The organism is Pelagicoccus sp. SDUM812005 (assembly GCF_031127875.1).
Taxonomy (GTDB): Bacteria; Verrucomicrobiota; Verrucomicrobiia; order Opitutales; family Opitutaceae; genus Pelagicoccus.
In genome coordinates this window covers 380,189-406,409 of the sequence record NZ_JARXIA010000001.1, presented here as the reverse complement: position 1 = coordinate 406,409, position 26,221 = coordinate 380,189, and the positions used below count along the sequence as shown (strand labels likewise).

Annotated in this window: 25 protein-coding genes and 1 tRNA gene; 12 read left to right on the top strand and 14 right to left on the bottom strand. The window is 58.0% G+C overall.

The annotated features are described in order from the left end of the window. Positions 1 to 18: 18 nt before the first annotated feature. The 5 genes from QEH57_RS01520 to QEH57_RS01500 all read left to right on the top strand — a co-directional run bounded on the left by QEH57_RS01520 (position 19) and on the right by QEH57_RS01500 (position 3,519). The gene (locus tag QEH57_RS01520) at positions 19 to 525 is read left to right on the top strand and encodes an LptE family protein (protein ID WP_309004899.1); all 507 of its coding nucleotides are present in this window, start codon (positions 19 to 21) and stop codon (positions 523 to 525) included. An 81-nt stretch (positions 526 to 606) separates the two neighbouring features. Then, positions 607 to 1,263, top strand: coding sequence for a ribulose-phosphate 3-epimerase (gene rpe, locus QEH57_RS01515; RefSeq protein WP_309004898.1), 657 nt, complete (start codon positions 607 to 609; stop codon positions 1,261 to 1,263). A 7-nt stretch (positions 1,264 to 1,270) separates the two neighbouring features. After that, positions 1,271 to 2,125: a class I SAM-dependent methyltransferase gene (locus tag QEH57_RS01510; protein ID WP_309004897.1), complete on the top strand. Its 855-nt coding sequence runs from the start codon at positions 1,271 to 1,273 to the stop codon at positions 2,123 to 2,125. 103 nt (positions 2,126 to 2,228) lie between these two features. Continuing rightward, positions 2,229 to 3,086, top strand: coding sequence for a polyphosphate kinase 2 (locus tag QEH57_RS01505; RefSeq protein ID WP_309004896.1), 858 nt, complete (start codon positions 2,229 to 2,231; stop codon positions 3,084 to 3,086). After that, the gene (locus tag QEH57_RS01500) at positions 3,079 to 3,519 is read left to right on the top strand and encodes an NUDIX domain-containing protein (protein ID WP_309004895.1); all 441 of its coding nucleotides are present in this window, start codon (positions 3,079 to 3,081) and stop codon (positions 3,517 to 3,519) included. Before QEH57_RS01505 ends, QEH57_RS01500 begins: the two co-directional genes overlap by 8 nt. Before the next feature lie 149 nt (positions 3,520 to 3,668). On the opposite strand, the gene QEH57_RS01495 is transcribed toward QEH57_RS01500, so the two are convergent. Next, positions 3,669 to 3,745: transfer RNA gene (locus tag QEH57_RS01495), tRNA-Arg, on the bottom strand. Between the two features lie 146 nt (positions 3,746 to 3,891). Next, on the bottom strand, positions 3,892 to 4,263 hold the full coding sequence (raiA, locus tag QEH57_RS01490; RefSeq protein ID WP_191617581.1) for a ribosome-associated translation inhibitor RaiA: 372 nt from the start codon (positions 4,261 to 4,263) through the stop codon (positions 3,892 to 3,894). Positions 4,264 to 4,322: 59 nt separating this feature from the next. On the opposite strand from raiA, the gene QEH57_RS01485 reads away from it, so the two are divergent. The 3 genes from QEH57_RS01485 to QEH57_RS01475 all read left to right on the top strand — a co-directional run bounded on the left by QEH57_RS01485 (position 4,323) and on the right by QEH57_RS01475 (position 7,616). After that, on the top strand, positions 4,323 to 5,120 hold the full coding sequence (locus QEH57_RS01485) for an SDR family NAD(P)-dependent oxidoreductase (protein WP_309004894.1): 798 nt from the start codon (positions 4,323 to 4,325) through the stop codon (positions 5,118 to 5,120). A gap of 7 nt (positions 5,121 to 5,127) precedes the next feature. Next, positions 5,128 to 5,916 (top strand): RNA pseudouridine synthase, encoded by a 789-nt coding sequence (locus QEH57_RS01480; RefSeq protein WP_309004893.1) that lies wholly within the window; start codon positions 5,128 to 5,130, stop codon positions 5,914 to 5,916. 335 nt (positions 5,917 to 6,251) lie between these two features. Then, positions 6,252 to 7,616: an MFS transporter gene (locus QEH57_RS01475; RefSeq protein WP_309004892.1), complete on the top strand. Its 1,365-nt coding sequence runs from the start codon at positions 6,252 to 6,254 to the stop codon at positions 7,614 to 7,616. Here QEH57_RS01475 and QEH57_RS01470 read toward each other — a convergent pair. From QEH57_RS01470 to lpxK, 9 genes are all read right to left on the bottom strand, one after another. Continuing rightward, positions 7,613 to 8,605 (bottom strand): hypothetical protein, encoded by a 993-nt coding sequence (locus QEH57_RS01470; protein WP_309004891.1) that lies wholly within the window; start codon positions 8,603 to 8,605, stop codon positions 7,613 to 7,615. The two genes, QEH57_RS01475 and QEH57_RS01470, sit on opposite strands and share 4 nt — an antisense overlap. A gap of 135 nt (positions 8,606 to 8,740) precedes the next feature. Beyond that, complete coding sequence (locus QEH57_RS01465) at positions 8,741 to 8,974, bottom strand: hypothetical protein (RefSeq protein WP_309004890.1); 234 nt, start codon at positions 8,972 to 8,974, stop codon at positions 8,741 to 8,743. 78 nt (positions 8,975 to 9,052) lie between these two features. Further along, entirely contained in the window at positions 9,053 to 11,599 is a 2,547-nt protein-coding gene (gene hrpB, locus QEH57_RS01460) for an ATP-dependent helicase HrpB (protein ID WP_309004889.1), read from the bottom strand. A 30-nt stretch (positions 11,600 to 11,629) separates the two neighbouring features. Continuing rightward, entirely contained in the window at positions 11,630 to 12,889 is a 1,260-nt protein-coding gene (locus QEH57_RS01455; protein WP_309004888.1) for a diaminopimelate decarboxylase, read from the bottom strand. A 59-nt stretch (positions 12,890 to 12,948) separates the two neighbouring features. Next, on the bottom strand, positions 12,949 to 13,785 hold the full coding sequence (gene menB / locus QEH57_RS01450) for a 1,4-dihydroxy-2-naphthoyl-CoA synthase (protein ID WP_309004887.1): 837 nt from the start codon (positions 13,783 to 13,785) through the stop codon (positions 12,949 to 12,951). Between the two features lie 61 nt (positions 13,786 to 13,846). Continuing rightward, positions 13,847 to 14,773: an RluA family pseudouridine synthase gene (locus QEH57_RS01445; RefSeq protein ID WP_309004886.1), complete on the bottom strand. Its 927-nt coding sequence runs from the start codon at positions 14,771 to 14,773 to the stop codon at positions 13,847 to 13,849. Next, on the bottom strand, positions 14,773 to 15,765 hold the full coding sequence (locus QEH57_RS01440; RefSeq protein ID WP_309004885.1) for an adenosine deaminase: 993 nt from the start codon (positions 15,763 to 15,765) through the stop codon (positions 14,773 to 14,775). The genes QEH57_RS01445 and QEH57_RS01440 overlap by 1 nt, the downstream gene beginning before the upstream one ends. Position 15,766: 1 nt before the next feature. Beyond that, positions 15,767 to 16,882 carry an aminopeptidase gene (locus tag QEH57_RS01435; protein WP_309004884.1) on the bottom strand — a complete coding sequence of 372 codons (1,116 nt, stop codon included), beginning with the start codon at positions 16,880 to 16,882 and terminating at the stop codon, positions 15,767 to 15,769. A gap of 60 nt (positions 16,883 to 16,942) precedes the next feature. Next, on the bottom strand, positions 16,943 to 18,154 hold the full coding sequence (gene lpxK / locus QEH57_RS01430; RefSeq protein ID WP_309004883.1) for a tetraacyldisaccharide 4'-kinase: 1,212 nt from the start codon (positions 18,152 to 18,154) through the stop codon (positions 16,943 to 16,945). A gap of 298 nt (positions 18,155 to 18,452) precedes the next feature. Between lpxK and QEH57_RS01425 the strand changes: the two genes are divergently transcribed. Next, positions 18,453 to 21,011 (top strand): DNA topoisomerase III, encoded by a 2,559-nt coding sequence (locus QEH57_RS01425; protein ID WP_309004882.1) that lies wholly within the window; start codon positions 18,453 to 18,455, stop codon positions 21,009 to 21,011. A gap of 46 nt (positions 21,012 to 21,057) precedes the next feature. Here the strand turns inward: QEH57_RS01425 and QEH57_RS01420 are convergent, their stop codons facing one another. Next, positions 21,058 to 21,378, bottom strand: a complete 321-nt coding sequence (locus tag QEH57_RS01420; protein WP_309004881.1) for a hypothetical protein — start codon at positions 21,376 to 21,378, stop codon at positions 21,058 to 21,060. 220 nt (positions 21,379 to 21,598) lie between these two features. Further along, a complete protein-coding gene (locus QEH57_RS01415) occupies positions 21,599 to 22,978 on the bottom strand; it encodes a UDP-glucose 6-dehydrogenase (RefSeq protein ID WP_309004880.1) in 1,380 nt (459 codons plus the stop codon). 156 nt (positions 22,979 to 23,134) lie between these two features. Here QEH57_RS01415 and QEH57_RS01410 point away from each other — a divergent pair, with 156 nt between their 5' ends. The 3 genes from QEH57_RS01410 (at position 23,135) to QEH57_RS01400 (ending at position 24,985) form a co-directional block, all read left to right on the top strand. Then, positions 23,135 to 23,881: a M14 family metallocarboxypeptidase gene (locus tag QEH57_RS01410; protein ID WP_309004879.1), complete on the top strand. Its 747-nt coding sequence runs from the start codon at positions 23,135 to 23,137 to the stop codon at positions 23,879 to 23,881. Positions 23,882 to 23,957: 76 nt separating this feature from the next. Beyond that, positions 23,958 to 24,533 (top strand): sigma-70 family RNA polymerase sigma factor, encoded by a 576-nt coding sequence (locus QEH57_RS01405; RefSeq protein WP_309004878.1) that lies wholly within the window; start codon positions 23,958 to 23,960, stop codon positions 24,531 to 24,533. Then, a complete protein-coding gene (locus QEH57_RS01400; protein WP_309004877.1) occupies positions 24,530 to 24,985 on the top strand; it encodes a hypothetical protein in 456 nt (151 codons plus the stop codon). Before QEH57_RS01405 ends, QEH57_RS01400 begins: the two co-directional genes overlap by 4 nt. A gap of 49 nt (positions 24,986 to 25,034) precedes the next feature. Here QEH57_RS01400 and QEH57_RS01395 read toward each other — a convergent pair whose 3' ends face one another. After that, a complete protein-coding gene (locus QEH57_RS01395) occupies positions 25,035 to 26,201 on the bottom strand; it encodes an LptF/LptG family permease (protein ID WP_309004876.1) in 1,167 nt (388 codons plus the stop codon). Positions 26,202 to 26,221 lie beyond the last annotated feature (20 nt).

Genomic DNA, 26,221 nt, shown 5'->3' with positions numbered 1-26,221 from the left:
CCCGGCACCCCAGCGAAAATGCGTACCGTATCACTCATCGGAGCCATCGCGTCCCTCTTCCTGGGAGCCTGCGCTTCCTACCAGATGGGAACCTCCGTGGAACTCCCTTACCGAAGCGTTTCGGTCGCCCCGCCTAGCAACCACTCCACCCTCCCGCAGCTCGAAGGCCCGCTCAACGCCGCACTCAGGCAAGCGTTGCAATCCAGCAGCGAACTCAAGCTTTCCACAAGCGACAGCGCCGACGCGATCCTCGAGGTTTCCGTGCTCGAAATCCGCCGCGACATCGCCGCCGTCAGCGCCTCCGACGTAGGCCGCGGAAGAAAGTTCGAACTCTCCGTCGACCTCGAGCTCAGCCTCAAGAAAGGGGACGGAAGCGGGCAATACTTCTTCAAGTCGCGCCCCCTCACCCTTACCCAGGACATCTACACCGACAGCGGACTCATCGACGCCGAACACCAAGCTGTCCCGGAAATCAGCCGCCAGATCGCCGCTCGCATTTCCGAATCCCTCGTCGACCTCTGGTAAGCAGGGAGCTCCGCCCGCAGGACGCAAATTCCCCGCGTCTAGACTTGAGCAACGCGTCAAACGACGACTAAGTTCAGCTCAATGGGTACACCAATTCTAGCACCATCTATGCTAGCAGCCGACCACACGCGGCTCGCGGAAGACATCAAGGGCGTCGAAAGCGCCGGTTGCACTTGGCTGCACGTCGACATCATGGACGGACACTTTGTGCCCAACCTCACTTTCGGACCGCAAACCGTAGCCGACCTGCGCCCCAAGACCGATCTGTTTCTCGACGTCCACCTCATGCTCGACAATCCCCAGGACTTCGTCGAGCACTTCATAAAAGCGGGCGCCGACCAAGTCACCATCCACGTCGAGCCCGACTACGACGTCTCCGCCTGCCTAGCGAAGATCCGCTCCCTCGGAGCAAAATGCGGCGTCGTCTTCAACCCCGGCACTCCCGCATCCGCCGTCGAACCCTACCTCGACGAAATCGACATCGTGCTGGCCATGACCGTACAACCCGGTTTCGGCGGACAGTCCTTTCAAGCGAGCGTACTCGAAAAAACCGCCCAAGTCGCCGCCTGGCGCCAAACCCGCGGACTCGACTTCCGCATCGAAGTCGACGGCGGCGTCAACGCCGAGAACGCTCCGCTTTGCCGTAAGGCTGGCGTGGATACGTTCGTAGCCGGTACCGCCTTCTTCAAGTCCGCAGACCGAGAGAAGTTCCGCCAAGACATCGAAACCCTCGCCTAGCACGACCATGATTCTGGCCAACAAGTGGGAGGATTACGAAATCCTCGAATGCGGCGACGGCATGAAGAAGGAACGTTGGGGCGACATCGTTCTCGTACGCCCGGACCCCCAAGTCATCTGGCCCCGAGCCACCCCCGACTGGGGCAAGTACGACGCCCTCTACCATCGCAGCGCCAAGGGCGGAGGCAACTGGGACTACCGCAAGAGCCTGCCCGAGAGCTGGATCATCAAGTACAAGGACCGACGCTTCAAGATTCGCCCCACCAATTTCAAGCACACCGGACTCTTCCCCGAGCAAGCCGTCAACTGGGACTGGTTCAGCAAGAAGATCAAGGAGTCCAAGCGCCCCGTCAAAGTGCTCAACCTCTTTGGCTACACCGGCGGAGCCACCGTGGCCGCAGCTGCAGCCGGAGCCGAAGTCTGCCACGTGGACGCCGCCAAGGGAATGGTCGCTTGGTGCCGGGAAAACGCCGCCCTCAGCAACCTCAGCGAAGCCCCTATCCGCTACATCGTCGACGATTGCGTCAAGTTCGTGGAGCGCGAAATCCGCCGCGGCACCAAATACCAAGGCATCATCATGGACCCGCCGTCCTACGGACGCGGCAGCAAAGGCGAGGTCTGGCAGTTCGAGCGCGACCTCTACGGCCTCCTGCAAAAATGCTCCAAAATCTTCGACGACAAGGGACTATTCTTCCTCGTAAACGCATACACCACAGGCGTTTCTCCCACTGTAGTTGGAAACTTGCTACGCGAATCCATGTCGGGATTCTCCGGAAACGTTAGCTCCGGCGAGGTCGGCCTGCCGATCTCCAACACGCTCAACACCCTCCCTTGCGGCCTCTACGCCCGCTGGGAAAGCTAAAACTTGACACATTTATGTTACAAAACCCCGGGCTCAACCGTTCAGGTTTGCATGCCCATACACCCGAGGCACAGATTCGACGCTCCAACACCGACCATCGACAATGCCCAAATACGACTTCGTTAAGAGCAAGTTCTTCAATTTCTACCGAAACATAGACTACCCGACCTACAAGCAAGAAAAGGAAGCTCTCCAAATCGAGCTCCTCAAGATGCAGCACTGGGTCGTGAAGAACAAAAAGCGCGTGGCCATCGTCTTTGAAGGAAGGGACGCAGCCGGCAAGGGCTCCTCGATCAAGCGATTTATCGAGTACATGATGCCTAAGGACCTTCGCGTCGTCGAACTCGGCATCCCCACCAAGAACGAGTCCAAGTATTGGTTTCGCCGCTACGAGAAACACTTTCCGAAGCCCGGAGAGATCGTCTTCTTCGATCGCTCCTGGTACAACCGAGCCATGATCGAGCCCACCATGGGTTATTGCACCAAGAGCCAGTACAAGTACTTCATGAGCAAGGTGCTCGACTGGGAGGAAAAGCACATCGACGACGGCCTTATCCTCATCAAGCTCTACCTGTCCGTCAACAAGGAGACCCAGTCCGTGCGCTTCCAGGAACGCATCGTGAACCCGCTTAAGTACTGGAAATACTCCAAGAACGACGAAAAGGTCCGCGAATACTGGGACGTGCTCACCAAATACAAAGAGCAGATGTTTCAGCAAACCTCCTCCGTCAAGAGCCCCTGGGTGGTGATCGGCTCCAACAACAAACTCGAGGCCCGCCTCAAGGCTATGCTCTACGTGCTCACCACCATCCAGCACGACGAGTGGAAGAAGTTCAGGCCCCTCGCCAAAAAGAAAACTCGCACCCGCTACAGCAAGACCATCGAAGGCGTCCAATTCAACAACCTGAACTACCGCCAGTTCAAGCTGCTCGAAACCCTGCAAGCTCTCTACGATGCATAAACTCCCCACCGTCGAGGCGGCAGGAAGCCTCACCATCGACAAGAACGACCGCATCCTCTTCATCTTCAAAGACGGAAAATGGGACCTGCCCAAGGGACTCATCGACCGCGGGCGATCCGCCGCCAAAACCGCCCTGCAGGAAACCTGCGAGGAAACGGGGCTAAAGGCGGAAAAGCTACGAGTATTGACGGAGCTGATACAGACCGTGCACCTCTCGAAGTTCGCCAAGACCAAGTCGCTCAAGGAAACCCGCTGGTTCCTCCTGCGCTACAGCGGCTCCGACGCCAGCTTTTCGCCCCAGCGGGACGAAGGGATCGAACACTGCGCCTGGATCCCGCTCTGGGACCTGGAACGCCCCCTCGGCAATTGTCCCGCACGCATCAACTACCTCGTGAACTTCTGGCTCAAGCTCCGCAAGGAGCTAGACTACTAGCTCCCCATCGACCAGCGCTCGCGGCCACCAGCGGCGAACGCTAGCGCCCTCAAACCAACGCCTCCTTCCTCTTCCCGAGGCGGCAAAGGCGAACCCACTATCTGGATACAACAACGGCGACTTACCTTTCGGTAAGCCGCCGTCTGAAGTGGCACGGAGTAAGGGAGTCGAACCCCTAACCTCCTGATTCGTAGTCAGGTGCTCTATCCAATTGAGCTAACCCCGCTTCAGTGGTTAACCGCCGTAGTAGCGATTAGGGTCGAGAAGAAAGTAGCTTTAACGCGTCCTGACAAGGACTTTTTTCAAAAAAAATAAACCGCCCGATTTTCACCGGGCGGCCTCCTTAAAATTCGTGTTGTTTGCGTGAGAAGCTTAGACTTTCGGCAAGCTAGCCGGGATATCCACTTCGTGCGTGTCCTTGCGCTTCACTCGCTGCAGACGAGAACGGCGACGCAACATTCGGTCGAGCTTGTCGACAAGCAGGTCAACTGCCTTGTAGCAATCAGGATCGGCCACGGAAACGTTCATCGACGGGCCATTGATCTCAATATGCCCTTTCGCGATAAACTCGTGCTCGCTGCCGCCCTTACCGTAGACGCATTCTAGTTCAACCTTGACCCGAATGATGCGCTCCTCATGCCTGAAGAGTCGCTCCACCTTATCCGTGACGCTCTGCTTGATTGACTCAGTCAGATCCATGTGGATACCGGTGATAATTAGGTCGTGGTTGTTCTCAGTGTACATGATACTCCTTTGGTTATTAGTTTTTCGACGGAAAGTCCCAGCAATTCAGAGCAATACGTATGGGCTCTAAATACGACCTAGCCATAATAACGGGAGGTTCTTCTGGGATTGGAAATTCAATCATCGAGTCAGTTTCGAAGCTAGAACCGGACGCCTCGCTTTTCAATCTTTCTCGGCGAATTCCGGCATCTTTTTCCAACGACCCGAAGCGGGTCCACCTTGAGTGCGACCTCGCCGATCGAGCCGCGCGAAGCACTGTATTAGACGAGCTGGTACGCCGCATAAGTGAGTCCCCGCAAAAAGGGCCAATCCTCCTCGTCAACAACGCCGGTTTCGGCATCTACGGCGACGTCGTCCAGCACCCTCCCGCCGAACACCTGGAACTTCTCGAAGTGAACGTGTGCGCCCTGGTCGAACTGACCCTCCGGCTACTCCCGCTCCTAAAGGAACGCGGCGGCGCCGTCATGAACATCGCATCTACCTCCGCCTTCCAGCCTACCCCGTACCTCGCGACCTACGGAGCCAGCAAGGCCTTCGTCCTGAACTGGACCCTCGCCCTCGGCGAGGAGCTTAAAGGCAGCTCCGTCCACGCCATCGCCGTCTGTCCGGGCCCCACCAAAACCGAGTTCTTCCAGCGAGCCGGCTTCTCCAAGCGCGTCGTTCCGGCCGGCTATTCCCACCAGCCGGAAGAAGTCTCCCGCATGGCCCTCGACGCCCTCTACCGGCGCCAGCGCTTCACCGTCACCGGAGCGCTCAACAAAGCCGCTTCCCTCTTTTCCTACCTGCTTCCGCTCGCGCTGCGAACCCGCGTGGCCGGCAGGGTGATTCGGCGCTTCCGCCCCAATCCAAACAACTGATATAGATATGCCCGCAACTGAATGGGGATGGCTCGTAACGCCTGAAGAACTCGAGGATTGGATCCTGCAAAACGACGACCACGTCGTCCTGGTCAACAAACCGGCCTTGCTCGTCTGCCATCCTTCCAAAAACGGCCCCTGGTCCTCACTGGCCGGCGCTTGTCGCGAATACCTCCAGTCCGAGCGCTCCCACCTGGTTTCCCGGCTCGACCGCGAAACCAGCGGCATCGTGCTATTCGCCAAGCATCGCCTCAAGGCGCGACACCTCCAGATGGCCCTCGAGCAGCGGAAGGTGGAGAAGACCTACATCGCTATCCTCGAAGGCGAACTAGCCGAGGAAACCCTCGTCGACGCCCCGCTCGGCCCGGACACGCAAAGCATCGTGCGAGCCAAGAACTGCGTTCGCCGCGACGGCAAACGCCAGGAGGCCCAAACCAAGTACACCCCGCTCCACAGCAACGGCCGCTACACGCTCGCAAAGGTCGACCCCATCACCGGCCGCAAGCACCAGATCCGCGCCCACGCCCTGCACATCGGCCACGCCATCGCCGGCGACAAGCTCTACGGACCCGACGAAGGACTCTTCCTCGATTTCATCGAGGACGGATGGACCGAGAAGATGGCCCAGGTCCTGCCCATCAACCGCCACGCCCTGCACGCCTACCGCATGGTCTTCGACATCGAGACCGGTTCCGAAACCTACATAGCCCCGCTCACGCAGGATCTCGTCGACTTCTGCCAGGAGAACCTCGGCCTTTCCCCCGAGGCCCTAGAGGAGATCCTCCAAAGCGTTTAGGCGACCGCCCTCTACTCCATTCCCCCATCTGTAAAGCGATTGTGAATTTACACTTTATTTAACAAGCCAGATGGGTTCTAATCCAAACATGAGATTCAACATGTTTGGCATCATTTCCCTCATGATCTCCGCGATCTTCATCTGGATATACGTGGTAGACTCATTGTGGACGATCGCCCGCTCGTTGGTCGCATAAAGAATAGCTCAGCTGTCCCAAACCTTGATTTTCAAAAAGGCCGCTCTTATCCCGAGAGCGGTCTTTTTTGCGTTCCCAAACAATCAAGGCCGATTCCCCAACGTAGGGTAGCCTTGCACCGTCCACTCCTCCTCCCGCCGTGTCCGACCAACCGAACCTAGATCCCCTTTCCTTGGGCAACGTGAAACGCTTCATCGCTTTTCGCATCCTCTTCAACGCCCGCTTCTACTACCCGGTCTTCACCATCCTCTTTCTCGATTTCGGACTGACGCTGGAACAGTTCGCCATCCTCAACGCAGTCTGGGCCCTCACTATCGTCTTGCTCGAGGTTCCCTCCGGGGCTCTCGCCGACACCATCGGGCGTCGCAACCTCGTCGTCCTCTCCGCCGTCATCATGGTCGCCGAAATGCTGCTGATAGCCTTCGCTCCCATCGGCAATACGCAAGTCGTCTTCTACCTCTTTCTCGCCAACCGCATCCTCAGCGGGGCCGCCGAAGCCGCTGCCAGCGGCGCCGACGAAGCCCTCGCCTACGACTCGCTCAAGGAACACGGACTGGAAAGCCAATGGGGCAAGGTTCTCGAACGCCAAATGCGCCTCCAATCCATGGCCTTCATCGTAGCCATGAGCCTCGGCGCCATCCTCTACGACGTCGACAAGCTCAACGCCGGCATCGAACTCCTCGGACTCGACTGGCAACTCGCCAAGTCGACCGCCATGCGACTCCCCCTCTTCGGCACCCTGGCCCTCGGCCTGCTCGCAGTCCTGACCACCATCGGCATGCGGGAAACCAGCGGAACGGAACCGCTCGGCAACTCCTGGGCAACCGTCAGGAAATCCTTCGCCAACACCCTGCAAGCCGGCTCCTGGATCCTGAAAACGCCCCTCGCCCTCGTCGTTATCTGCGCCGGCATGCTCTTCGACCACATCGTCCGCATGGTCCTCACCCTAAATAGCGAATACTACCGCCAAATCGACCTGCCTGAATTCAGCTTCGGCTTCATCGGCGCCGCCCTGGCATTGCTCGGAACCGTGATGCCCAAGCTTGGCAAAGCCATGGCGGAAAACAGAAGCAAGACCTTCAACTACCTCGTCCTCTGCCTTTCCATCGGCACCGGACTCTGGCTCATGTCGCGCTTCATCCCCTTCTGGGGCGCCTTGCCCATGGCCCTCGTGTACAGCGGCATCTTCCTCAACGGATTCTTCGTCAGCCATTACCTAAACCAAATCACCGACTCCCGCCATCGGGCAACCGTGCTCAGCTTCAAAGGCCTCTCCTTCAACCTTGCGTATGGAGCGATCGGATACATTTACGCCACTACTATCGCGAGTCTGCGGGACAATCCCGATATCGCAGCCCTTCCCGAAACCGAAAAAAGCGGAGCCCTTTTCCAAACCGCATTCACCTGGGGTCCGACCTACTTCGTCGCCCTCGCCCTCGCCGTACTCATCCTGGCCACAATCCGACTCAGGTTCGGACCGGGGACAAACGAAGCCACCCGCTAGGCAACCTCGCTATGGGCCACGAGATCCAGCTCCTGGAACCACTCCGGAAGGCACGCCAGAATTCGCAGCACCGTACCGACATGAATCAACTGGCTCAACGCCAAGCTGTTTTCGCTCACCTGCTGAATGTTCTCCGTGATCGCATCCGATAAGCGAGCCGCCACTTCCAGCCGCACCCTCAGCTGCTTGAACTTCTTGTAATACTCCGTATCCGTTATTTGGACGCGCCGATTCTTGCGCGGACGCATCTCCGACTGCAGCTTTACGATTTGCTCGTTGATCCAGACCTTGCACTCTTCCTGGTAAAAGTTTCGAAACCCGTCCACCGCCTTGAGCAACTGCTCCTGCAAGGCGCGAACCTTGTCCTTGGGAACCACCCGCATCAAAGCCACCAACTCTTGGGACCTCAACAACTCCGGACTCAAGTCCACCGTCTCGGCGTTAGCATGCTTCTGCCCCACCAGCATTCGATGGTTCGTCAAGATATGGCGGAGATGCTCCTGGATATCCATGTACGAAACGTAGCCGATATCGCTCCGCAAAGCGCCCCACTGACGCTCGCAGACCGTCAAAAACTTCTTGCTGCGAACCGCATGCGTCTCCCCTTCGTGCCCGAAGGAATTCGAAGCATAGCCATCCGCCACCTGGTTAAAGGTATCCGAGGCGACCTGGGAAAACTCCTCCAACCTGCTCTGGGCTCCGTCGATCACCTCGTGATAAAACTTTTCGCAATGCTTCTCCAGCTCCTCGAGCTCGTTGACCTCCTTCTTCGGCTCCTCCTTCTTTTTCTTCTGCTCCGCCTCCTCGCTATAATAGTCGTTCAGCGAACTCGAAGCCGGCACGCTCTTAGCCGAACCGTCCTTGAACACCTGCATCGCGATGTAGCAGGCGATCCCGAAAAAGGCGCAGACAGCAACAATCCCCAACACATCAGTGATGGCGTCGCTAGGGTGGCCCCCCGGTAGACTGGCAAGCAGCAACAAATTCATGAGCTAGTGAAAAGGTGGAATCGGTCACCTTCTAACTCGGCAAAATTCGTGCTTTGTTTACCGGAGCGAGAGATTCGAAGCGCCGGGGATACTCCCTAGCGCATCATTAACCTCGTTTTAACAAGCGGAGCGAGCTCACCCACGCGAATCCAAAAGCGTGCCCAACATCTCATGATGGGCCTGGATCACGCGAGCGTTGGCGCCGTACATAGCCTCCGCATTGGCCATCTCCACAATCGGGTTCGGCCCGAAGTCTCCACGAGCAACCTCCTCCGCGGCCTTGTTGTGCTTGCGCACGCTGCGGCCCATTCCCTCTCGAGCCTTTTCGAAGATTGTGGAGGAGCTAGTGGTTACGGGACGGATTGACATGCTTTATTCTAGCAAACCCGATCAAGAAAAACCATCGAGCAAACCGCTCAAAACGCCATGAGCTCCGCACCCTACCGCCTAGCGCCACTCGTGCTTAGGATAACGCCCTTTGAGCTCCTTCTTGATCCCCTCGTAGGAACCCGTCCAAAACGCCGCCAGATCGTTAGTCATCTGGATGGGCCGCATATTCGGAGCAAGCAGCTCCACTCGCGGCTTCGCCCGCCCTTGGCAAAACAGCGGCGTATCCGGAATGTCATACAAGCACTGGATCTTGGCCGACAAGGTCAACTGCCCCTCCGCATCGACCCGCAGGCGAGCGGGCTTCCCGTTGGACAGCTTGATCTTCTCCTCCAACTCCCTCTCCACCATGGCCAGCGTTTCCGGACCTACCCATTCCCGCAAAACCGGCAGCACTTCCTTTCGCTTCAAATCCTTGACGCTTTTCACTCCCTGGCAGCACTGCTCCAAAATCAGTTCGCGAGCATCCTCCTCAATGGGATCGAATCCGTATTCAGAAAACGTGGACGCAATAAAATTCACCTTGCGGATGAAATGCTCAACCTCGTCGTCCCACTTCGCCAACTTCGCCTTGCCGTCGCGAATCAAGCGAGCGAATGCTTCCGCGGCTTTGTCCGGATCCGGCTCGAAGCTTTCCTTGGCAGCGATCTCCAAATCCTGAAAGCGAACCACTCGCCGCTCCACGACCCGCTTCTGCCTTTCATCGAAGGCCGTCTCGACGACATCGCAAAACAGATCGGGAAACAGTTCCTCCAACCAAGAAACCTCAATCGCGGAACAAAGGTTAAAGACCGTATTCACCTGTCCGCCTTGGCGACCGATTTCGTTGACCTCGCAAGCCACGAAGAGCTCCGCATCGCCCACCCTGCTCTCCCGAGCCAGATCCCCTCGGCGATTTCCCACCATCGTGCAACGCAGGGTACCTCGATCCAAGCGACGGCAAACGCGATCGGGAAAACCGAACAACAGGCACTTCCGCACCGCCTCGTCCTTAGACAAATTGCCGGGACTCGCCGCCGACTGCTCCATCAAGCCACTCGCTTCCGCGTATTGAGAAAGCTGATTCGCGATCTTGAGCACCTGCCTCGAACTCTGGGCGTGCACGCCGATCTCCTGGCAGAAGCGCATGTCGAACCGCTCCTGCAACGCAGCTTCCCAAGCCGCCATCTGAGCGATGATATCGCTTCTGCTCGCATCGCCCCAAAGGGCCTCGCGGCGAGCTTCCACCGACTTGTCCACCTTTCTCAGCAAAATGCTGCGCGACTGAGCCAAGGCCGCCGCGAGAGCGATCTCATCGACGCAGCCAAAATCCTGGGCCGCCAAAAGCATCGACGCGTAACGCGGGTGCAACGGAAAGCCGCTCATTTTCCTGCCGCGTCGCGTCAAGCGACCCTCCGCATCGATAGCCTCCAATCCATGCAAGAGCTGAACCGCATCCCGCAACCGCTCCTCGTTCGGACGCTCGAACCATTCGAACGCATCCACATTCTCGATACCGGTCGCCAAGAGCGACAAAAGCATCTCCGAAAGGTCTACGCGACGCACCTCGGGTTCCTCGAAACGAGCCCGCCCCGCGTGGTCTCGCTCGCTCCAAAGCCTGATCGCCCGCCCCGCAGCCGTACGCCCCGCGCGCCCCGCGCGCTGCTTCGCCGAAGCGTCGCTGATCTTCTCGATCCAAAGCGTGTTGATGCCACGCACCGGATCGTAGCGCGCCACCCGAGCCTGGCCGCTGTCCACCACCAACCTCACGTTATCGATGGTCAAAGACGTCTCCGCCACGTTCGTGGCCACGATCACCTTCCGACGGTCGCCACCCTCCAGAGCTTTATCCTGGTCCTGAGCGCTCAGTTCGCTATGCAGCGGGAGCAACTCGAACTCGCGAGCTGACAAACGACTTCCCAGTGCCGCGATCGTCTTTCCGATCTCGAAGGCGCCCGGCATAAAGACCAGAGCATGTCCCTCGCGCTGCTGAGCCAGAGCCTCCACCGTCGCCTTCGCCGCCAACTCCCAGATAGGCAAATCGCTGTTCGCCAATCGGTTCTCCAAGTAGTCGATCGCTACTGGAAAAGTTCGGCCTTCGCTCTTGAGAACCTCGCAGGGTCCCAGATACGCCTCCAGTTCGGAGGCGTCCAGAGTCGCCGACATGATGATCAGCTTCAAGTCCGGACGCTTGCTGCGCTGCAGCATCAAGGCCCGAGCCAGCGTCAAGTCCGCATGCATGCTGCGCTCATGGAACTCGTCGAAGACGATGCAGGAAACGCCCTTCAAGTCCGGATCCGCGATCATGCGACGCAGTAGGATCCCCTCCGTAATGAAGTGTACTTTCGTATCGCGGGAGGCCACGCGGTCGTGCCTCACCTGGTAACCGATCGTTCGCCCTAAGGGTTCGTTCAGTTCCCAAGCGACCCGCTTCGCCAGCATGCGCGCCGCGATGCGACGCGGCTGCAGCACGATCGCCTCGCCACCCTCCAGAAAGCCGCCCCGCAACAAGAACTGCGGGGTTTGCGTGGACTTGCCCGACCCCGTCGGCGCTTCTAGCACCAAGCGATTCGTATCCGAAAGTTTCCTACAAAACTCGGATTCGATCTCCAGAATCGGCAAATCCATAAAACGGGAAGCGGGGCAATTGCCGTCGCTCTACAATACGGCGACCTCGTTGGCCCAGACCTGCTCCAAAGGTTGACGCTCGCGAATAACCGCGACGCGACCGCCCTCACGCACCAGCACCTCGGCGGACTCGGGAAAGCTGTTGTAATTCTTCGACGCCATCGAAGAGCAGTACGCGCCCGCTCCTCCCACTACGAAATAGTCGCCGAGCTTGGCTTCCGTCAAACGGCGCGGGCTCAAGGCCTCCGGATCACCCGGAGCCGGAGTCAAGATATCCCCCGACTCGCAGCAATGGCCGACCACGATGTAATCCTCCTCGCCCCGCTCGGAGTCGTCCGCCGGCAACACCCACATCGGATGCTGGGCCCCGTACATGGAGGGTCGAGTGTTGTCGGTCATGCCTGTGTCCAGCTTTAGGAACTTGTATCCAGATTCTCCCGTCGACGTCTCGTCCTGAACGCGCGAAAGGATCGCAGTGCTATTCGCGACCAAGTACGTGCCAGGCTCTACTTCGAGGTGGATCTTTCGACCCGTGCGAGCTGCAAACTCCTCAAACTCGACCTTCATCTTCTGCCCGATGACCTGCAGGTCCGTGGTCTTCTCTCCCTCGACGCGGCCGACCTTGTAGCCGCCGCCTAAGTTGAGGTTGGTTACCGAAGGAAACTGGTCCACTAGGTCCAAGTTCATGCTTACGACCCGAATCCAAACCTCAGGATCGCTGCCGCTGCCGATGTGCGAGTGGATTCTGAATACATCCAGCTCGTACCGTTCGACCAAAGCCTTCACTTCCTCCAGCTGCTCGTGCCAGATGCCAAAAGACGACGCAGGACCACCCACGTTGGTACGTTGCGTACCGCCGGAGCCGAGACCTGGATTGAAGCGCAAACCGACTTTTCCACCCGGAAGAGCCGCGCCAAAGCGCTTGAGCTGGCTGAGCGAGCAAACATTCACCGATATCCCAGACTCTACCAGGCTATCGAAATCCTCGGGCAGCTCCTGGGTACTCAAGGAGATCCGCTGCGGCTCGATGCCAGCGGCAATGGCCCGACGCACCTCGTATCCAGAGCTCGCATCGAAATGCAATCCCATCGACGCGAACAGGCGCAGGATGTTGGAGTTCGGGCTCGCCTTCATGGCGTAGCGGGCCGTCAAGCCGTAGGCGTTCGGAAAGGCCAACACCTTGGCCGCGCTATCGCGCAACGCTGCTTCGCTGTACACGTAACACGGCGTACCGACCTTGCTGTGGATTTGTTCCGCGAGCTCGCGGTCTATGAAATTCTCTGCGCTCATCTTATCAAAATTCAAAAGCTGCGGCGACTTCTGCCAAGCCGCCATTCGATCCAATGCCCTTACGGCATCCAAGGATACTTCGAGAAGTCTGGCTTACGCTTCTCCAGGAAGGAGCGTTTTCCTTCCGTCCCTTCTTCGGTCATATAATAAAGGTAGGTCGCGTTCCCCGCCAGCTCCTGGATGCCGGCTTGGCCGTCGAGGTCCGCATTGAAGGCGGACTTCAGGCAACGGATAGCCGTCGGGCTGTGCTGCAAGACTTCCTGCGCCCACTTCACCCCTTCCTCCTCGAGTTGCTCGACCGGAACGACCGCGTTGACCAAGCCCATGTCCAAAGCCTCCTGGGCATTGTATTGGCGACACGTATACCAAATCTCGCGGGCCTTTTTCTGGCCGACCATGCGAGCAAGGAAGCTCGCCCCGAAGCCACCGTCGAAACTGCCGACTCGCGGCCCGGTCTGTCCAAAAATCGCGTTGTCGGCTGCGATCGTCATGTCGCAGATCACGTGCAAAACGTGTCCGCCGCCGATCGCGTAACCAGCGACCAAGGAGATCACAACCTTCGGGATGGAACGGATCATCTTTTGCAGGTCGAGCACGTTGAGACGCGGCACGCCGTCATCTCCCACATAGCCCGCATGCCCGCGCACACTCTGGTCTCCGCCCGAGCAGAAGGCGTACTTACCGTCGGTGTGCGGCCCCGCTCCCGTGAGCAGGATCACGCCGATCGACTGGTCCTCGCGAGCGTCGCAAAACGCGTGAAACATCTCGCTTACCGTCTGCGGACGAAAGGCGTTACGCTTCTCCGGCCGGTTGATCGTGATCTTCGCGATACCGTTCCACTTATGGTAGAGGATATCGTGGTACTCGTTGACGGCTTGCCATTCTGCTTGAGACATAGGGCCGGGATTCTGGGATCCGAGGCGACGCCTGCAAGCATGAAGCGAAATTGACTCGCCCCTACAGAAACGACTGGAAATCCGCCGGCAGCTTGGCCTCCAGCTCCATTTCAGCCTGGGTCAAGGGATGCACAAATTTCAGGTAACAGCTGTGCAGCATCACCCGCTCCGGCTGCTGCTTCAGCTTGGGCAAAGGTTTATAGCCGTAAACGGTGTCTCCTAAAATGATATGGCGGATGCTCTTCAAATGGACGCGAATCTGATGCGTGCGGCCGGTGTGGATCCGGCACCGCAGCAGGCAATAGCCCTTGTCCTCGAAAGCCTTCACCAAGGTCCAATCCGTCTTCGCCTCGCGAGCGCGTCCGCGCCCCTCGAAACCGACCCGCATCTTGTGACGCTGGTTAGGATTGCGCTCGATGGGACGCTCCACCGTGCCGCCCATCAGCTCCGGCACGCCGCAAGCGAGGGCCAGATACTCCTTGATCAAGGAGCGCGACTGAAACAGTTCGCTCAAGGCGCGGTGCGCCACGTCGGTCTTCGCCGCCATGATCAACCCCGAGGTTTCCCGGTCCAGCCGGTGCACGATTCCCGGGCGCTCGACGCCTCCGATACCGCTGAGCTGTCCGGCGCAGTGGTGCAGCAAACCGTGGGCAAGGGTCGGCTCAGCCGGTCCCGCTCCAGGATGCACCACCAGCCCTGCCGGCTTGTTGACCACCACCATGTGCTCGTCCTCGAAGACGATATCCAGATCCATGTCGATCGGACTCATGTCGAGCTTCTCGACCCGAGGCATGGAAAACTCGACCACATCGCCTTCAGACAATTTCGTCTTCTTCTCGATCGGCTTGCCATCGACGAGAACCAAGCCCGCCTCGAAGGCTCTTTGAAAATCCGAGCGGCTATGGTCCGGAAAAGCTTCCGACAACATCTTATCGACACGCGCCTTGTAGACGCCCTCGGGAACTTCCCAGCTGATAGTTTCGCTCATTAGATTAAGGCCGCATCAATTTGGGCGGCGTATTCGCGTTTCAAGGACGCGTCGAGTTGAGAATGCTCAAACCCGTTCTTTGCAAATTGACCTAGCTCCTTCTTGCTGAATCCCAAACGCTGGGCCAAGGCTCGATATTCGTCGAGGATGTCGTTGGCAAAGCAGAGCGGATCGTCGGTGCTGATCGTACAAGTGATTCCCGCATCCACCAGTTCCCGCAGCGAGTGCTCTTCCAAGGAACGGAAAACCCCTAGCTTCTCGTTGCTCAAAGGACAAACGTCGAGGACCGCGCCTTCGTCAGCCAAACGCTTGACGAGCGACTTATCCTCCACGGAACGCACTCCGTGTTGGATGCGACGCGAGCCGAGCCGGTCGAGCGCTTCGTAGACCTTGTCCGGACCGCCAAACTCGCCTGCATGGCATTTGATGATCTTACCGGCGTCGCGGCATCGCTTCCATATGGGCGGCGCCCAATCCTCCAAGGCCAGCCACTCCTGCCCATGCAAGTCGATCCCGTCGAGTTCGTCCCATTCGTGCAGCTTATCCAAAATCGGCCGCATCACATCCGTATACCCATTGCGCACCATGCCGCCGATCACCCTGACCTCCAGGCCGGCGGGAGCAGCCGACTTGATAGCGGAGATGATCTCCGGCCCATCCACCCCAATGAACTCGATCATATGCAGGTGAAAGCTGGTCTCCACGTATTTGATATTCAGGGACACCATCTTTTCGAACATGCGCTTGCAAGCGAGGTGGTACCTTTCCGCCGAGTTGAACCAAACCACGGCGTGATCGATCAGCAGGTTCTCGAAATCCACGAAGCTCGGATACCGGTAGCCGGGCTTGCGAAACTCGGGAATAGGAGGAAAGCGTTCCCCGTCGAGTTCGTGCAGGAGCTCGTACGGCAGAGCCCCTTCCACATGCAAGTGCGTCTCCGTTTTCGGGATACGTCGAATAAACTGTTCCAGATCGGGCAGGCTTTCGCTCATACTACTTGGAAACCAAGTTGTTCGGATTGAGCGACAGCAGCTCGTCCGTCACGAACAAGCCATCCTGGCGAATCAAAACGTCGTCGAACCAGATTTCGCCGCCCCCGTAATCCGGTCTTTGGATACAAACCATATCCCAATGCACCTGCGACTTGTTCCCGTTGTTCGCATCTTCGTAAGCCTGACCGGGCGTGAAGTGGAAGGAACCTGCGATCTTCTCGTCGAAGAGGATGTCGCGCATCGGCTCCTTGATGTAGGGGTTGAATCCGATCGCGAACTCGCCGATGTAGCGAGCGCCCTTGTCGGAATCGAGGATCTCGTTGAGACGCTTCGTGTTGTTGGCGGTCGCCTCGACGATGCGTCCTTTCTTGAACTCAAGTCGTATGTCATCGAAGGATACGCCTTGGTAAACCGTCGGAGCATTGTACTGGAGCACTCCCTCCACGCTATCGATCACCGGACAGGAGAACACCTCGCCATCCGGGATGTTGTGCGTTCCCACACAAGCCACCGCTCCGATGCCCTTGATGGAGAACTTCAAATCAGTGCCGGGACCTTTAAGGTGAACGCGGTCCGTCTTCTGCATCAAGGCAGCCAGAGCGTCGCTGCCTTTCTTCATGCGCGAGTAGTCGAGGTTGCAGACCTTGAAGAAGAAATCCTCGAACGCTTCCGAGCTCATCATCGCCTGCTGGGCCATCGCGGAAGTCGGCCAGCGCAAGACGCACCACTTCGTTTTGTTAACCCGCCAATCGAGCACCGGCTTCATAACCTGGGAAACGAGCTGAGCTTGCTCGCTGGGCACGTCGGAAGCCTCGAAAATATTGTTCGACCCACGGAGCGCGATGTAAGCGTCCATGTTCTTCATGCGCTGCAACTCGATGGCGCTTTGGATACGCAGCGATTCCTCCGTCGTCTCCATGGAGAGCTCGCGGTTCACGCGGGCGTGGTTGAGATTCACATACGGGATGGCTCCTATCTCGCGAGCCGAACGGATGAGCTCGACGATGATCTCGTCCGGCACGTCGAACGCGTCGATGAGCACCCGCTCCCCTTCCTTCAGGTTGGTTGAATAGCGCGTCAGGTTTTTGGCCAATTGCGAAAGGCGTGGATCGATCATGCCTACTCTACGAATGCATTTCCCGCCGGGTTGCAACGCTTTAGGTGGAAAGCGGGCCAGCTAGACAGTTAGTTTACGCTCCACCTTTTCGGTAAAACAAACCCGAGACACCGCTTCGTCGAAGTCGTCTGCGCCTCGCATGATGTCGATTTCCAGCCTCAAGTAGTAGAGCGGGATCGAGAAGGAAATCGTATCCGGGATGCGGACCGCGTCCTTCTCCGTCGTCACGATATATTCGAGTCCCGCCGCCTTCGCTTCGTCCACTATCTCCAATAGCTCGTTGGCGTCGAAGCGATGGTGATCCATGAAACGCCGCGTGTAGAGAAGGTTCGCTCCTAGGTTGCGCAAGAACCCTTCGAAGCTCTGCGGAACCGCGATTCCACTGAACGCCCCGATGCGACGGTTCTTCAAGTCCGACAGCTCCAGCCGCTGCGTTCCATTCACCTCCTGCAAGTACTGCGGACGGTGGGCGCACTCGATGATGTCCACCCCGGGATTGTGCTTCTGGATCAAGGCCTCCAGCTCTGGATCGGGCCGTCCATCCGACTTCGTCAAAAAGACGTAGGAGGCGCGCTTCAGGTGCCGCACCGGCTCGCGCAAGATCCCTCGCGGCAACAACTTGCGGTTTCCAAACGGGTTGCTCTTGTCCACCAGCAGCAGATTGAGCCTCCCCTTCAAAGGGAGGTACTGCATGCCATCGTCCAAAATCAAGGTATCGCAGCCAAACTTCTTGATCGCATAGGAACCGCTCTTGACCCGGTCCTTGTCCACCAGCACGACCACGCCCGGCAAATTCTTGGCCAACATGTACGGTTCGTCGCCCGCCAACTCGGAATCCAGCAGCACCCGCTTGCCGTCGCTTACGATCTTGGGAGCCGGCGGTTCCGCCCCGGTCACGTAGGTTCGCCAAAGCTTTTCCTTTAGCGATTCCTTCTTCACCGCCTTGCTCTTGTATCCGCGACTGAGGATCGCCACCTTGCGACCGCGATTGTGCAGCGACCGAGCGAACTTCTCCACTACCGGCGTTTTGCCCGTTCCCCCTACGGTGAGGTTTCCCACTACGACCACCAGGCAGCCCAAGGGCTGGTCCTTGAGGATACGATTGCGGTAGAGGAAAAAGCGCAGGTGTACCAATCCGCCGAATACAAACGAAAGGAGCCTCAACAAGATCTTAAACGCGACCGCTCGTTTGCCGCGACGGCGATCGTTGACCACCTCGACCGCGAACTCCTCCAGCCGATTGAGCATTCGCTTCGTATTGCTGCTACTCATTCGCTAGGTTCGATTTCCGTTAATCTGAGGACGCCCCAAAGTCATAAAACGCCCATGCTTAGACACCCCTTCCCCCCTCGCCAAGACCAATCGCGAAGACCCGCCATTTGAAGCCGGACTGGCGAGCGCCTTCCAAAATTGTACTTGCAAGCCTCCGAATTTGTCCTCATCGACCGAAAAATAGCGACCTTTGCTCCCCACCACCGCTCAAACGGAGCCGGCGGGACCCAGAATCGCGCGCAGACAATTCTCCTAGCCACCTCAGGCAACCAACTTTTTAGCCAGTACATTATATATAATGAAGTCTCTTGTCATCGCGGAAAAGCCGAGCGTAGCTCGCGACCTTTGCAAAGCAGTCGGCGGAAAATTCGCCAAGCACGACGAGTACTTCGAAAGCGACGAATACGTGATCACCTCCGCCGTCGGCCACATCGTCGAGCTCTGCATGCCGGAGGACTACGACAAGCGCGACGCCTTCTGGAGACTGGCAAACCTCCCCATCATCCCCGAAACCTTCAAGCTCAAGCCGATCGAGAAGACCGAGGCGAAGTTCAAGTCCATCAAGAAGCTGATGAAGCGCAAGGACATCGACCAGGTCATCAACGCCTGTGACGCGGGCCGCGAAGGTGAACTGATCTTTTCCTACGTCTATAAGCTGACCAAGTCCAAGCTCCCCGTTAAGCGACTCTGGATGCTGTCCATGACGCCCGCCGCCATCCGCAAGGCCTTCCAAGAACTGCGCGACGGCGAGGAGATGAAAAACCTAGCCGACGCCGCCCAGTCCCGCTCCGAAGCGGATTGGCTCATCGGCATCAACTGTACCCGAGGCGTCACCAAGCGACTCTACGGCTCCCGCGCCGGAAACGTAGCCGGCGTAGGCCGCGTGCAGACCCCGACTCTCGCCATCGTGGTCGAGCGCGAACGTCTCATCGAGTCCTTCCAACCCCGCGACTACTGGCGCATCGTCGCCGACTTCGGCATCACCAACGGCACCTACCAAGGCGTCTACCAGAAGCCGAACTTCAAGAAGGGCGACGACGAACACAACCGCATCGACCGCATTTGGGACGAAGCGGAAGCCAAGCAGATCGCTGCTGCCCTGGAAGGCAATCCGCTAGCCCTCGTATCCGAAGAAAAGAAGAAGTCCCGCCAGGCCGCCCAACGCCTCTACGACTTGACCACTCTCCAACGCGAGGCGAACAACCGCTTCGGCTTTTCGGCCCGCCGCACCCTGCAGCTCGCCCAGTCGCTCTACGAAAAGCACAAGATGATCACCTATCCGCGTACCGATTCCCGAGCGCTACCGGAAGATTATCCCGAAACCGTTCGCAACACGCTGCAAAACCTCGAGTCCTCCCTCGGCGAAATAGCGACGCGACCTGTATCCAAAAATTGGGTAAACCCCAACGACAAGCGAGTCTTCAACAACAAGCAGGTTTCCGATCACTTTGCGATCATCCCAACTGCCGACTCCCACAAGAAGCTCAACGACGACGAAGCCAAGATCTTCGACATGATCAGCCGTCGCTTCGTATCCATTTTCTACCCTAGCGCGGAATTCGCCATCACCACCCGCGTCAGCGAAGTCCAAGGGCACAACTTCAAGACGGAAGGCAAGGTCCTCGTCTCCCCCGGTTGGCTCGAAGTCTACGGCAAGAGTGTAACTGTCGCCGGCGTCGACGACACCCTTCCCGCCCTCTCAGAGCAAGACGGCGACCCCGCCAAAGCCCAAGTCGAGAGCTTCGAAACCCTCGCCGAAGAAACCAAGCCACCTCCCAGATACACGGAAGCGACCCTGCTTTCCGCCATGGAAGGGGCCGGCAAGCTGGTCGAGGACGACGAGCTCGCGGACGCCATGAAGGAAGGCGGACTCGGCACGCCAGCGACCCGAGCTCAGATCATCGAGCGCCTCATCGCCGAGCGCTACATCGAGCGCGACCACCGCGCCCTCTGCCCCACTCCCAAGGCGGAAACCCTTCTCGATTTCCTCACCTGCATCAATGCCGAAGTCCTCACCAAACCGGAACTGACCGGCGAGTGGGAATACAAGCTGCACAAGATCGAGGACGGCGAACTCGATCGCGATGTCTTCGTGAAAGAGATCATCGGCATGACCGAAAAGATCGTAGACAGCATCAAGAACTTCCAGGAGAACGACGACGACCTGCTGCCCAGCGACCTCAAGTCTCCCATCGACGGCCAGCCCCTCTTCGAATCGATGCGCGCCTTCAAAACCAAGGGCGACGTGAAACCGGAAGAAGGCGAAAAGGATACCCGCTTCGCCATCTACAAGATCATCGGCAACCGCAAGATGGAGGTCGAAGAGCTCCGCGAGCTGCTGGAAAAAGGAAAGGTCGGCCCGATCGACAACTTCCGCTCCAAGTCCGGCAAGCCCTACAGCGCCAACCTCTACCTCGACCCCGAAACCCACCGCGTCAAGTTCGACTTCGGCAACGGCGAAGGCGAAAACGGCTCGGTCGACTTTTCTAGCATGACTCCCGTGGCCAAGTGCCCGCGGACCGGAGGCGACGTCTTCGAGACGCCAGCCGCCTACGTCGTGCGCGTCATGGAGGGCGACAAGGAAACGACCCCGATCCGCGTGAGCCGCAAAATCCTCGACCGCGAAATTCCGCTCGACCAGATGATGAAGCTGCTCACCGACGGAAAGACCGACCTGCTCGACAAGTTCTGGTCCAAGCGTACCAAGCGTCCCTTCGACGCTTACCTCACCTTGCAGAAGAGCGGCCAAACGAAGTTCGAGTTCCCGCCCCGAGCCGCGAAAAAGGGAGCCAAGAAGGCCACGAAAAAGGCAGCTAAGAAAGCTGCCAAAAAAGTCGAAACCTCCGACTCGGAATAAGATTTTAGGAATCAAGGCCGTCTTCCCAGCGAAGGCGGCCTTTTTTCTACGCTACGATCATCGGATCGATAGCGCTCGTCATGAAAGTGAAAACCGAGAGCACCGTGGTCGCGAAAGAGTACTTCCAGTCCTGGGAACGCTTCACTACGAGGTAAGCGATTCCAGCGCCGAGAAGCCCGTTCGCCAAAAGCTGCGATCCCGCCAGCAAGGCGATCGTGTCGTAGCCCAGAGCGGAAGATTCAGCGAGGACGTAGAAGCAGGACGAAACCGCCTTGAGGATCGCGAATACGACCGCAGGTAAGACGATCTTTTTGCTCTGGTAAGCAATGACCGCGAGGATGATGAGGAAGAGAAGGCTGAGCAGCATGATCAATCTGGTTCGATAATATGGAGGAGGCTCGCTTCTGCTCATCGGAAGCACAGCCCAAAACCTGAGTTTTCACCCGCAAAACAACTGTGTTTTAACGATTTCCGAGGGATCATCCCCAGAACCTAACCTAGGTAGCGTCCTCCATCTCCGACAAAAAAAGCGGCCCGCATCACAGATACGGGCCGCCCAAGAAAAGAGATTGGAGTCGATTTCAGGCCTAACGGCCGATCGCGAACACCTCGAAGCCGATCTCGCGCAGCTTTTCGTGATCGAGAATGTTGCGGCCGTCGAAGACGAACGCCGGCTTGTACATGCCTTCGTAGATCTTCTTGAAATCCAGCTCCTTGAAGGAATCCCACTCCGTCATGATCGCGAGGCCATGGGCGCCCTTGGCCGCTTCGTAGGGGTTCTCGCAGATGACGATCTGCTTGTTCGGATTTCCTTCCGCATCCGTCTTGGACTCCTTCAAATCCTTGAACATCTGCTCCGGCGACACCTTCGGGTCATGGATGGCGAGCACAGCCTGCTCGTCGAGCAAGTCGCGCCCCACGTACATTGCCGCCGTTTCGCGGGTGTCGTTGGTATCCTTCTTGAAAGCGAAGCCGAGCATGGCGATGCGCTTGCCGTTCACGGTGTTGAAAAGCGTGGAAACGATCTTCTGGGAGAAGCGGCTCTTCTGCCAATCGTTCATGATGATCACCTGCTCCCAATAGGCAGCTACGTCGGGAAGCCCGAAATGCTCGCAGAGGTAGACCAGGTTCAGGATGTCCTTCTGGAAGCACGATCCGCCGAAGCCGACGGAGGCCTTGAGAAACTTCGGGCCGATTCGAGAATCCGTGCCGATCGCGAAAGCAACCTGGTCCACGTTGGCCCCCGTGCGCTCGCACAGGGCGGATATCGAATTGATGCTGGAAATACGCTGAGCCAGAAAGGCGTTCGCAACCAGCTTCGACAACTCGGAGGACCAAAGGTTGGTGGTGATAATGCGGTCCCGAGCAACCCAGTTCGCGTAAACCTCGACCAAGGTCTGGATCGCCTTGAGACCTGCTTCGCTATCTTCGTCGCCGCCAATCAAGACACGGTCCGGATTGCTGAGGTCTTCGATCGCGGTCCCTTCCGCGAGGAACTCGGGATTCGAAAGAACTTGGAACTCCAATCCCGGACGCGAGTTGGCTTGCAGCACCGTCTTCAAACCTTGTGCGGTACGGACCGGCAAAGTCGATTTCTCGACCACGATCTTCGAGCCTTCCGAGTATTCAGCGATGTCGCGAGCACAGAGCTCGATGTACTTCAAGTCCGCCGCCTTGCCCGCTCCCGCGCCGTAGGTTTTCGTGGGAGTGCCCACGCTTACGAAAATGATGTCCGCTTCCTTGATGGCCGCGATCTTGTCCGTAGTGAAAAAGAGGTTACGCCCGCGAGCCGCTTTCACGACATCGTCCAATCCAGGCTCGAACACGGGCAGCTCGTCCGAATTCCAAGCGTTAATGCGCGCTTCGTTGATGTCCGCTACGGTGACCGTGATATCCGGGCACTTGTAGGCGATCATAGCCATCGTTGGGCCACCAACGTAGCCAGCTCCTAAGCAACAAATTTTCATGGTATAGAGAGTTGAGAAATCGCAGCCTCAATAAATCAAGGCCAAGAGAAATAAGGCAAAAGATAGGGTTAAAACCCGATCGATTTGCCGCATAAACCAAGCCTAATTCGTCAAAGCTTCAATAAAACTTTAACAATACCTTTTTACGTCCAACCGATGATCGATCCCGAACGCTTTTGCGAATCGCTCGCCCAACTTGCAACACAAGCTGGTTTCGCCCAGCAAACCTTAGCAGAAATATCTGGATATCCCCTCCTCGCCTTCCAGCGAAACGCTCGCGGAGCAGGCGAATCTCCCTTCCGGCTCTACCTCTCCTCCGGAGTGCACGGCGACGAGCCCGCCGGGCCCCTCGCCATCGCCCGCATGCTTGAAAACGACCTCCTTCCCCAGCGCCTCGAACTCGTCCTCCTTCCTTTCATCAACCCGACCGGATTCGCCTTGCGAACGCGCGAAAACGCTCTCGGCCAGGACCTCAACCGCGACTTCCGTCACCCGAAAAACCAGGAAACGCTAGCCGTCAAAAATCTGATAGACTCGCTGCCGCCGTTCGATTTGAGCCTCGCCCTGCATGAAGACTGGGAAAGCGTCGGCTTCTACATGTATTCAATTTCTCCGGATTCCGATCCCAGCAAAGCCCGAGCGATCCTGGAAGCCGTCGAGCAAGCCGGCCCCCTCGAGCGCTCCTCCCTTATTGACGGCAGTCCGGCCCACGGTGGCCTCATCGACCGTCCTGCAAATTTCGACATCGAAGGCCGCGACGACTGGCCCGAAGCCTTCCTGCTGTATTCAAAGTCTAGGCACGCCCATTATACCTTGGAATCCGCCAGCTCCGCGCCTCTCGAGCAACGTATCGCCCAACATACCGCCGGAGTCCTCCGCGCCATCGAGCTCCATTGCAGCTGAATATTTGAGCGGATTCCCCGTCTAAACTCGCAAATACGCCAAACGCACCAAGACTCCCACGAATATTCGCTCTCAGGTGGCATCCGATGAAACAACAGACGCGCTCGTATCCCGAGCGCTCGGAGGCGACAAGCAGGCCTTCAACCAGCTCGTCACCCTCCACTACGACAAGGTCTACGGGCAAGCGCTCCGTATGACCAAGTCCGAGGAGGACGCTAAAGACGTAGCCCAGCTCACCTGGATCAAGGTTTGGAAAAAGCTCTCCACCTTCAAAGGCGACTCCGTCTTCACCTCCTGGCTCTACCGCATCACCACCTTCACCGCGCTCGACCTCATCCGCAAACGCAACAACAACCGCGAGACCGCCTCCGAGCCCGACTACCTCGAATTCGCAGCCAACAGCGATGCATCTCCCATTGCCTCTCCCGAACAAGTCCGTAACATTGAAGGCAAAGAACTCAAAGCCCGCATCGACGAAGCCCTTTCCAAACTCCCCGAAAAACTCCGCACCGCCCTTCAACTCCGCGAGATCGAAGGACTCACCTACGAAGAGATGGCCCAAAAGCTCAAGTGCAAGACCGGCACCGTCATGTCCCGCCTTTTCAACGCGAGAAAAACCATCCAGAAACACCTAGCAGATTTAGTCTCATGAAAAACTTTCGCGCCCCCCAATTCGCCGCCTTCGCGCTAATCGCCATCTTGGCGAACTGCCTTGCCAACGTCGCTCATGCCGCCGACAGCATCAACATCCGCGCCACCCTCATCCTCGGCTCCAACGAAGGCGGCGGCGTCGACTCCTCCCTCCACCAATACGAGACCAATCTCAAGAAAGTCCTCCCCTTCGACACCTTCAAGAACCAAGGCTCCAGCCGGGCCCGCGTTTCCGTACCCGGTTCCAACATCATCGGCCTCAGCGGCGAGCACGACGTCAGCGTCAAGGTCGACCCCGCCGGCGACGGCAAGTACCGCATCTCCGCCCAGTGGAAACGCAGCGGCCACACCCTCGTAAACACGACCGTAGTCGCCTCCAAGGACCGCCCCACCGTGCTGGTCGGTCCCTCCTCCGGCAACGGCAGGATCATCCTCCTGCTGATCGCCCACTAAAACGCCGATCGGGCATGCATCCGCTTCCCGGACAACAACCCGCCTGCCCCTACTTCTTCGACTTGCGACCGTGGTCCGCCCGGATGAAGAGCCACGCCCCAATTCCCTGGTAGGCCAGGTTCGGAATCCAGAACAACAGCTCCGGCCGCCATTCCGGCTTCCCGTCTAGCCAGCCGATCGAGATCATAGCCAGGTAGTAGAGCAAGCCCATCCCAACGCCTAAGCCTAGGTTCGCCGAAGTTTCCTTGCGCGAGGTCTTCAGGCCCAGGGGAATCGCGATGCACGCAAAGGAAAGCACCGCGAAGCCCATAGCGAAATTCTTGTGGAAAATCATCTTCGCCTTCAGGAGATTCTTGAGGGCCTCTTCCCGCACCTCGCCGGTGGAAGTCGCGGCGATTTCCTTGTAGCGAGCGACCTCCGCCTGCAGCTCGTCGAAGGTCATCCAAGTCAACTTGCGAGCCAGCGTTTCCTCGCCGATGATCTCCGCCATCGGGAACATGAACGGCACGCGGTCCATCGAGAGCGGATAAAACTTCTTCGTGCGAAAACTCTCCGGATCCTCCTTGTCGCGGTACTCCACGATCGTCTGCTCCGTATCGAGCTGCAGCTCGGCGCTACCCTCCAAAAAGGCGAACCTCCCCTTCTCCGCCCGAGCGAAAAGCGTCACCTGGCTCTTCTCATTGAGCTTCCAGATCCAAACGTCGTACAGCATCTCGTTCTCCTTCTCGCCCACGTAGATCACCGTATCCGAAAAGTCCCTTACAAAGGTCTTCTCCACAATAAAGCCCAAGGGGTTGGTCTGGATCGTATTCTTGAGCTCCTGCCGGTACTGCGTCTTCGCCAGCGGCCCATAGTAGAAATTGACCACCAAGGACGCCGTCGTGCCTAAAATCGCCAACAGGAAAACCGAACTCGAAAGCCGGATCACGCTCACCCCCGCCGCCCGCAGCGACGTGATTTCGTTCTCCGCCGACAAACGCCCCATCGTCAGCAATGCCCCCGTGATAAAGCCCATCGGTAGCGCGTAAACGAATACAAACGGCAAAAGCAACCAGGTCAGGCGAAAGAAGGCGCTCAAGGTCAACTGCCCCTCCGCCAACAAGTTGAGCATGTCCTTCACCATGCTCATGGTCAGGATCAGAAACGCGAACATCGCCACCGACGCGAGGCAGGAGGCGAAGACGTTTTTAAAAATGTAGCGATGGATCAAGCTCACCGCCGCCTACACTTATTCCC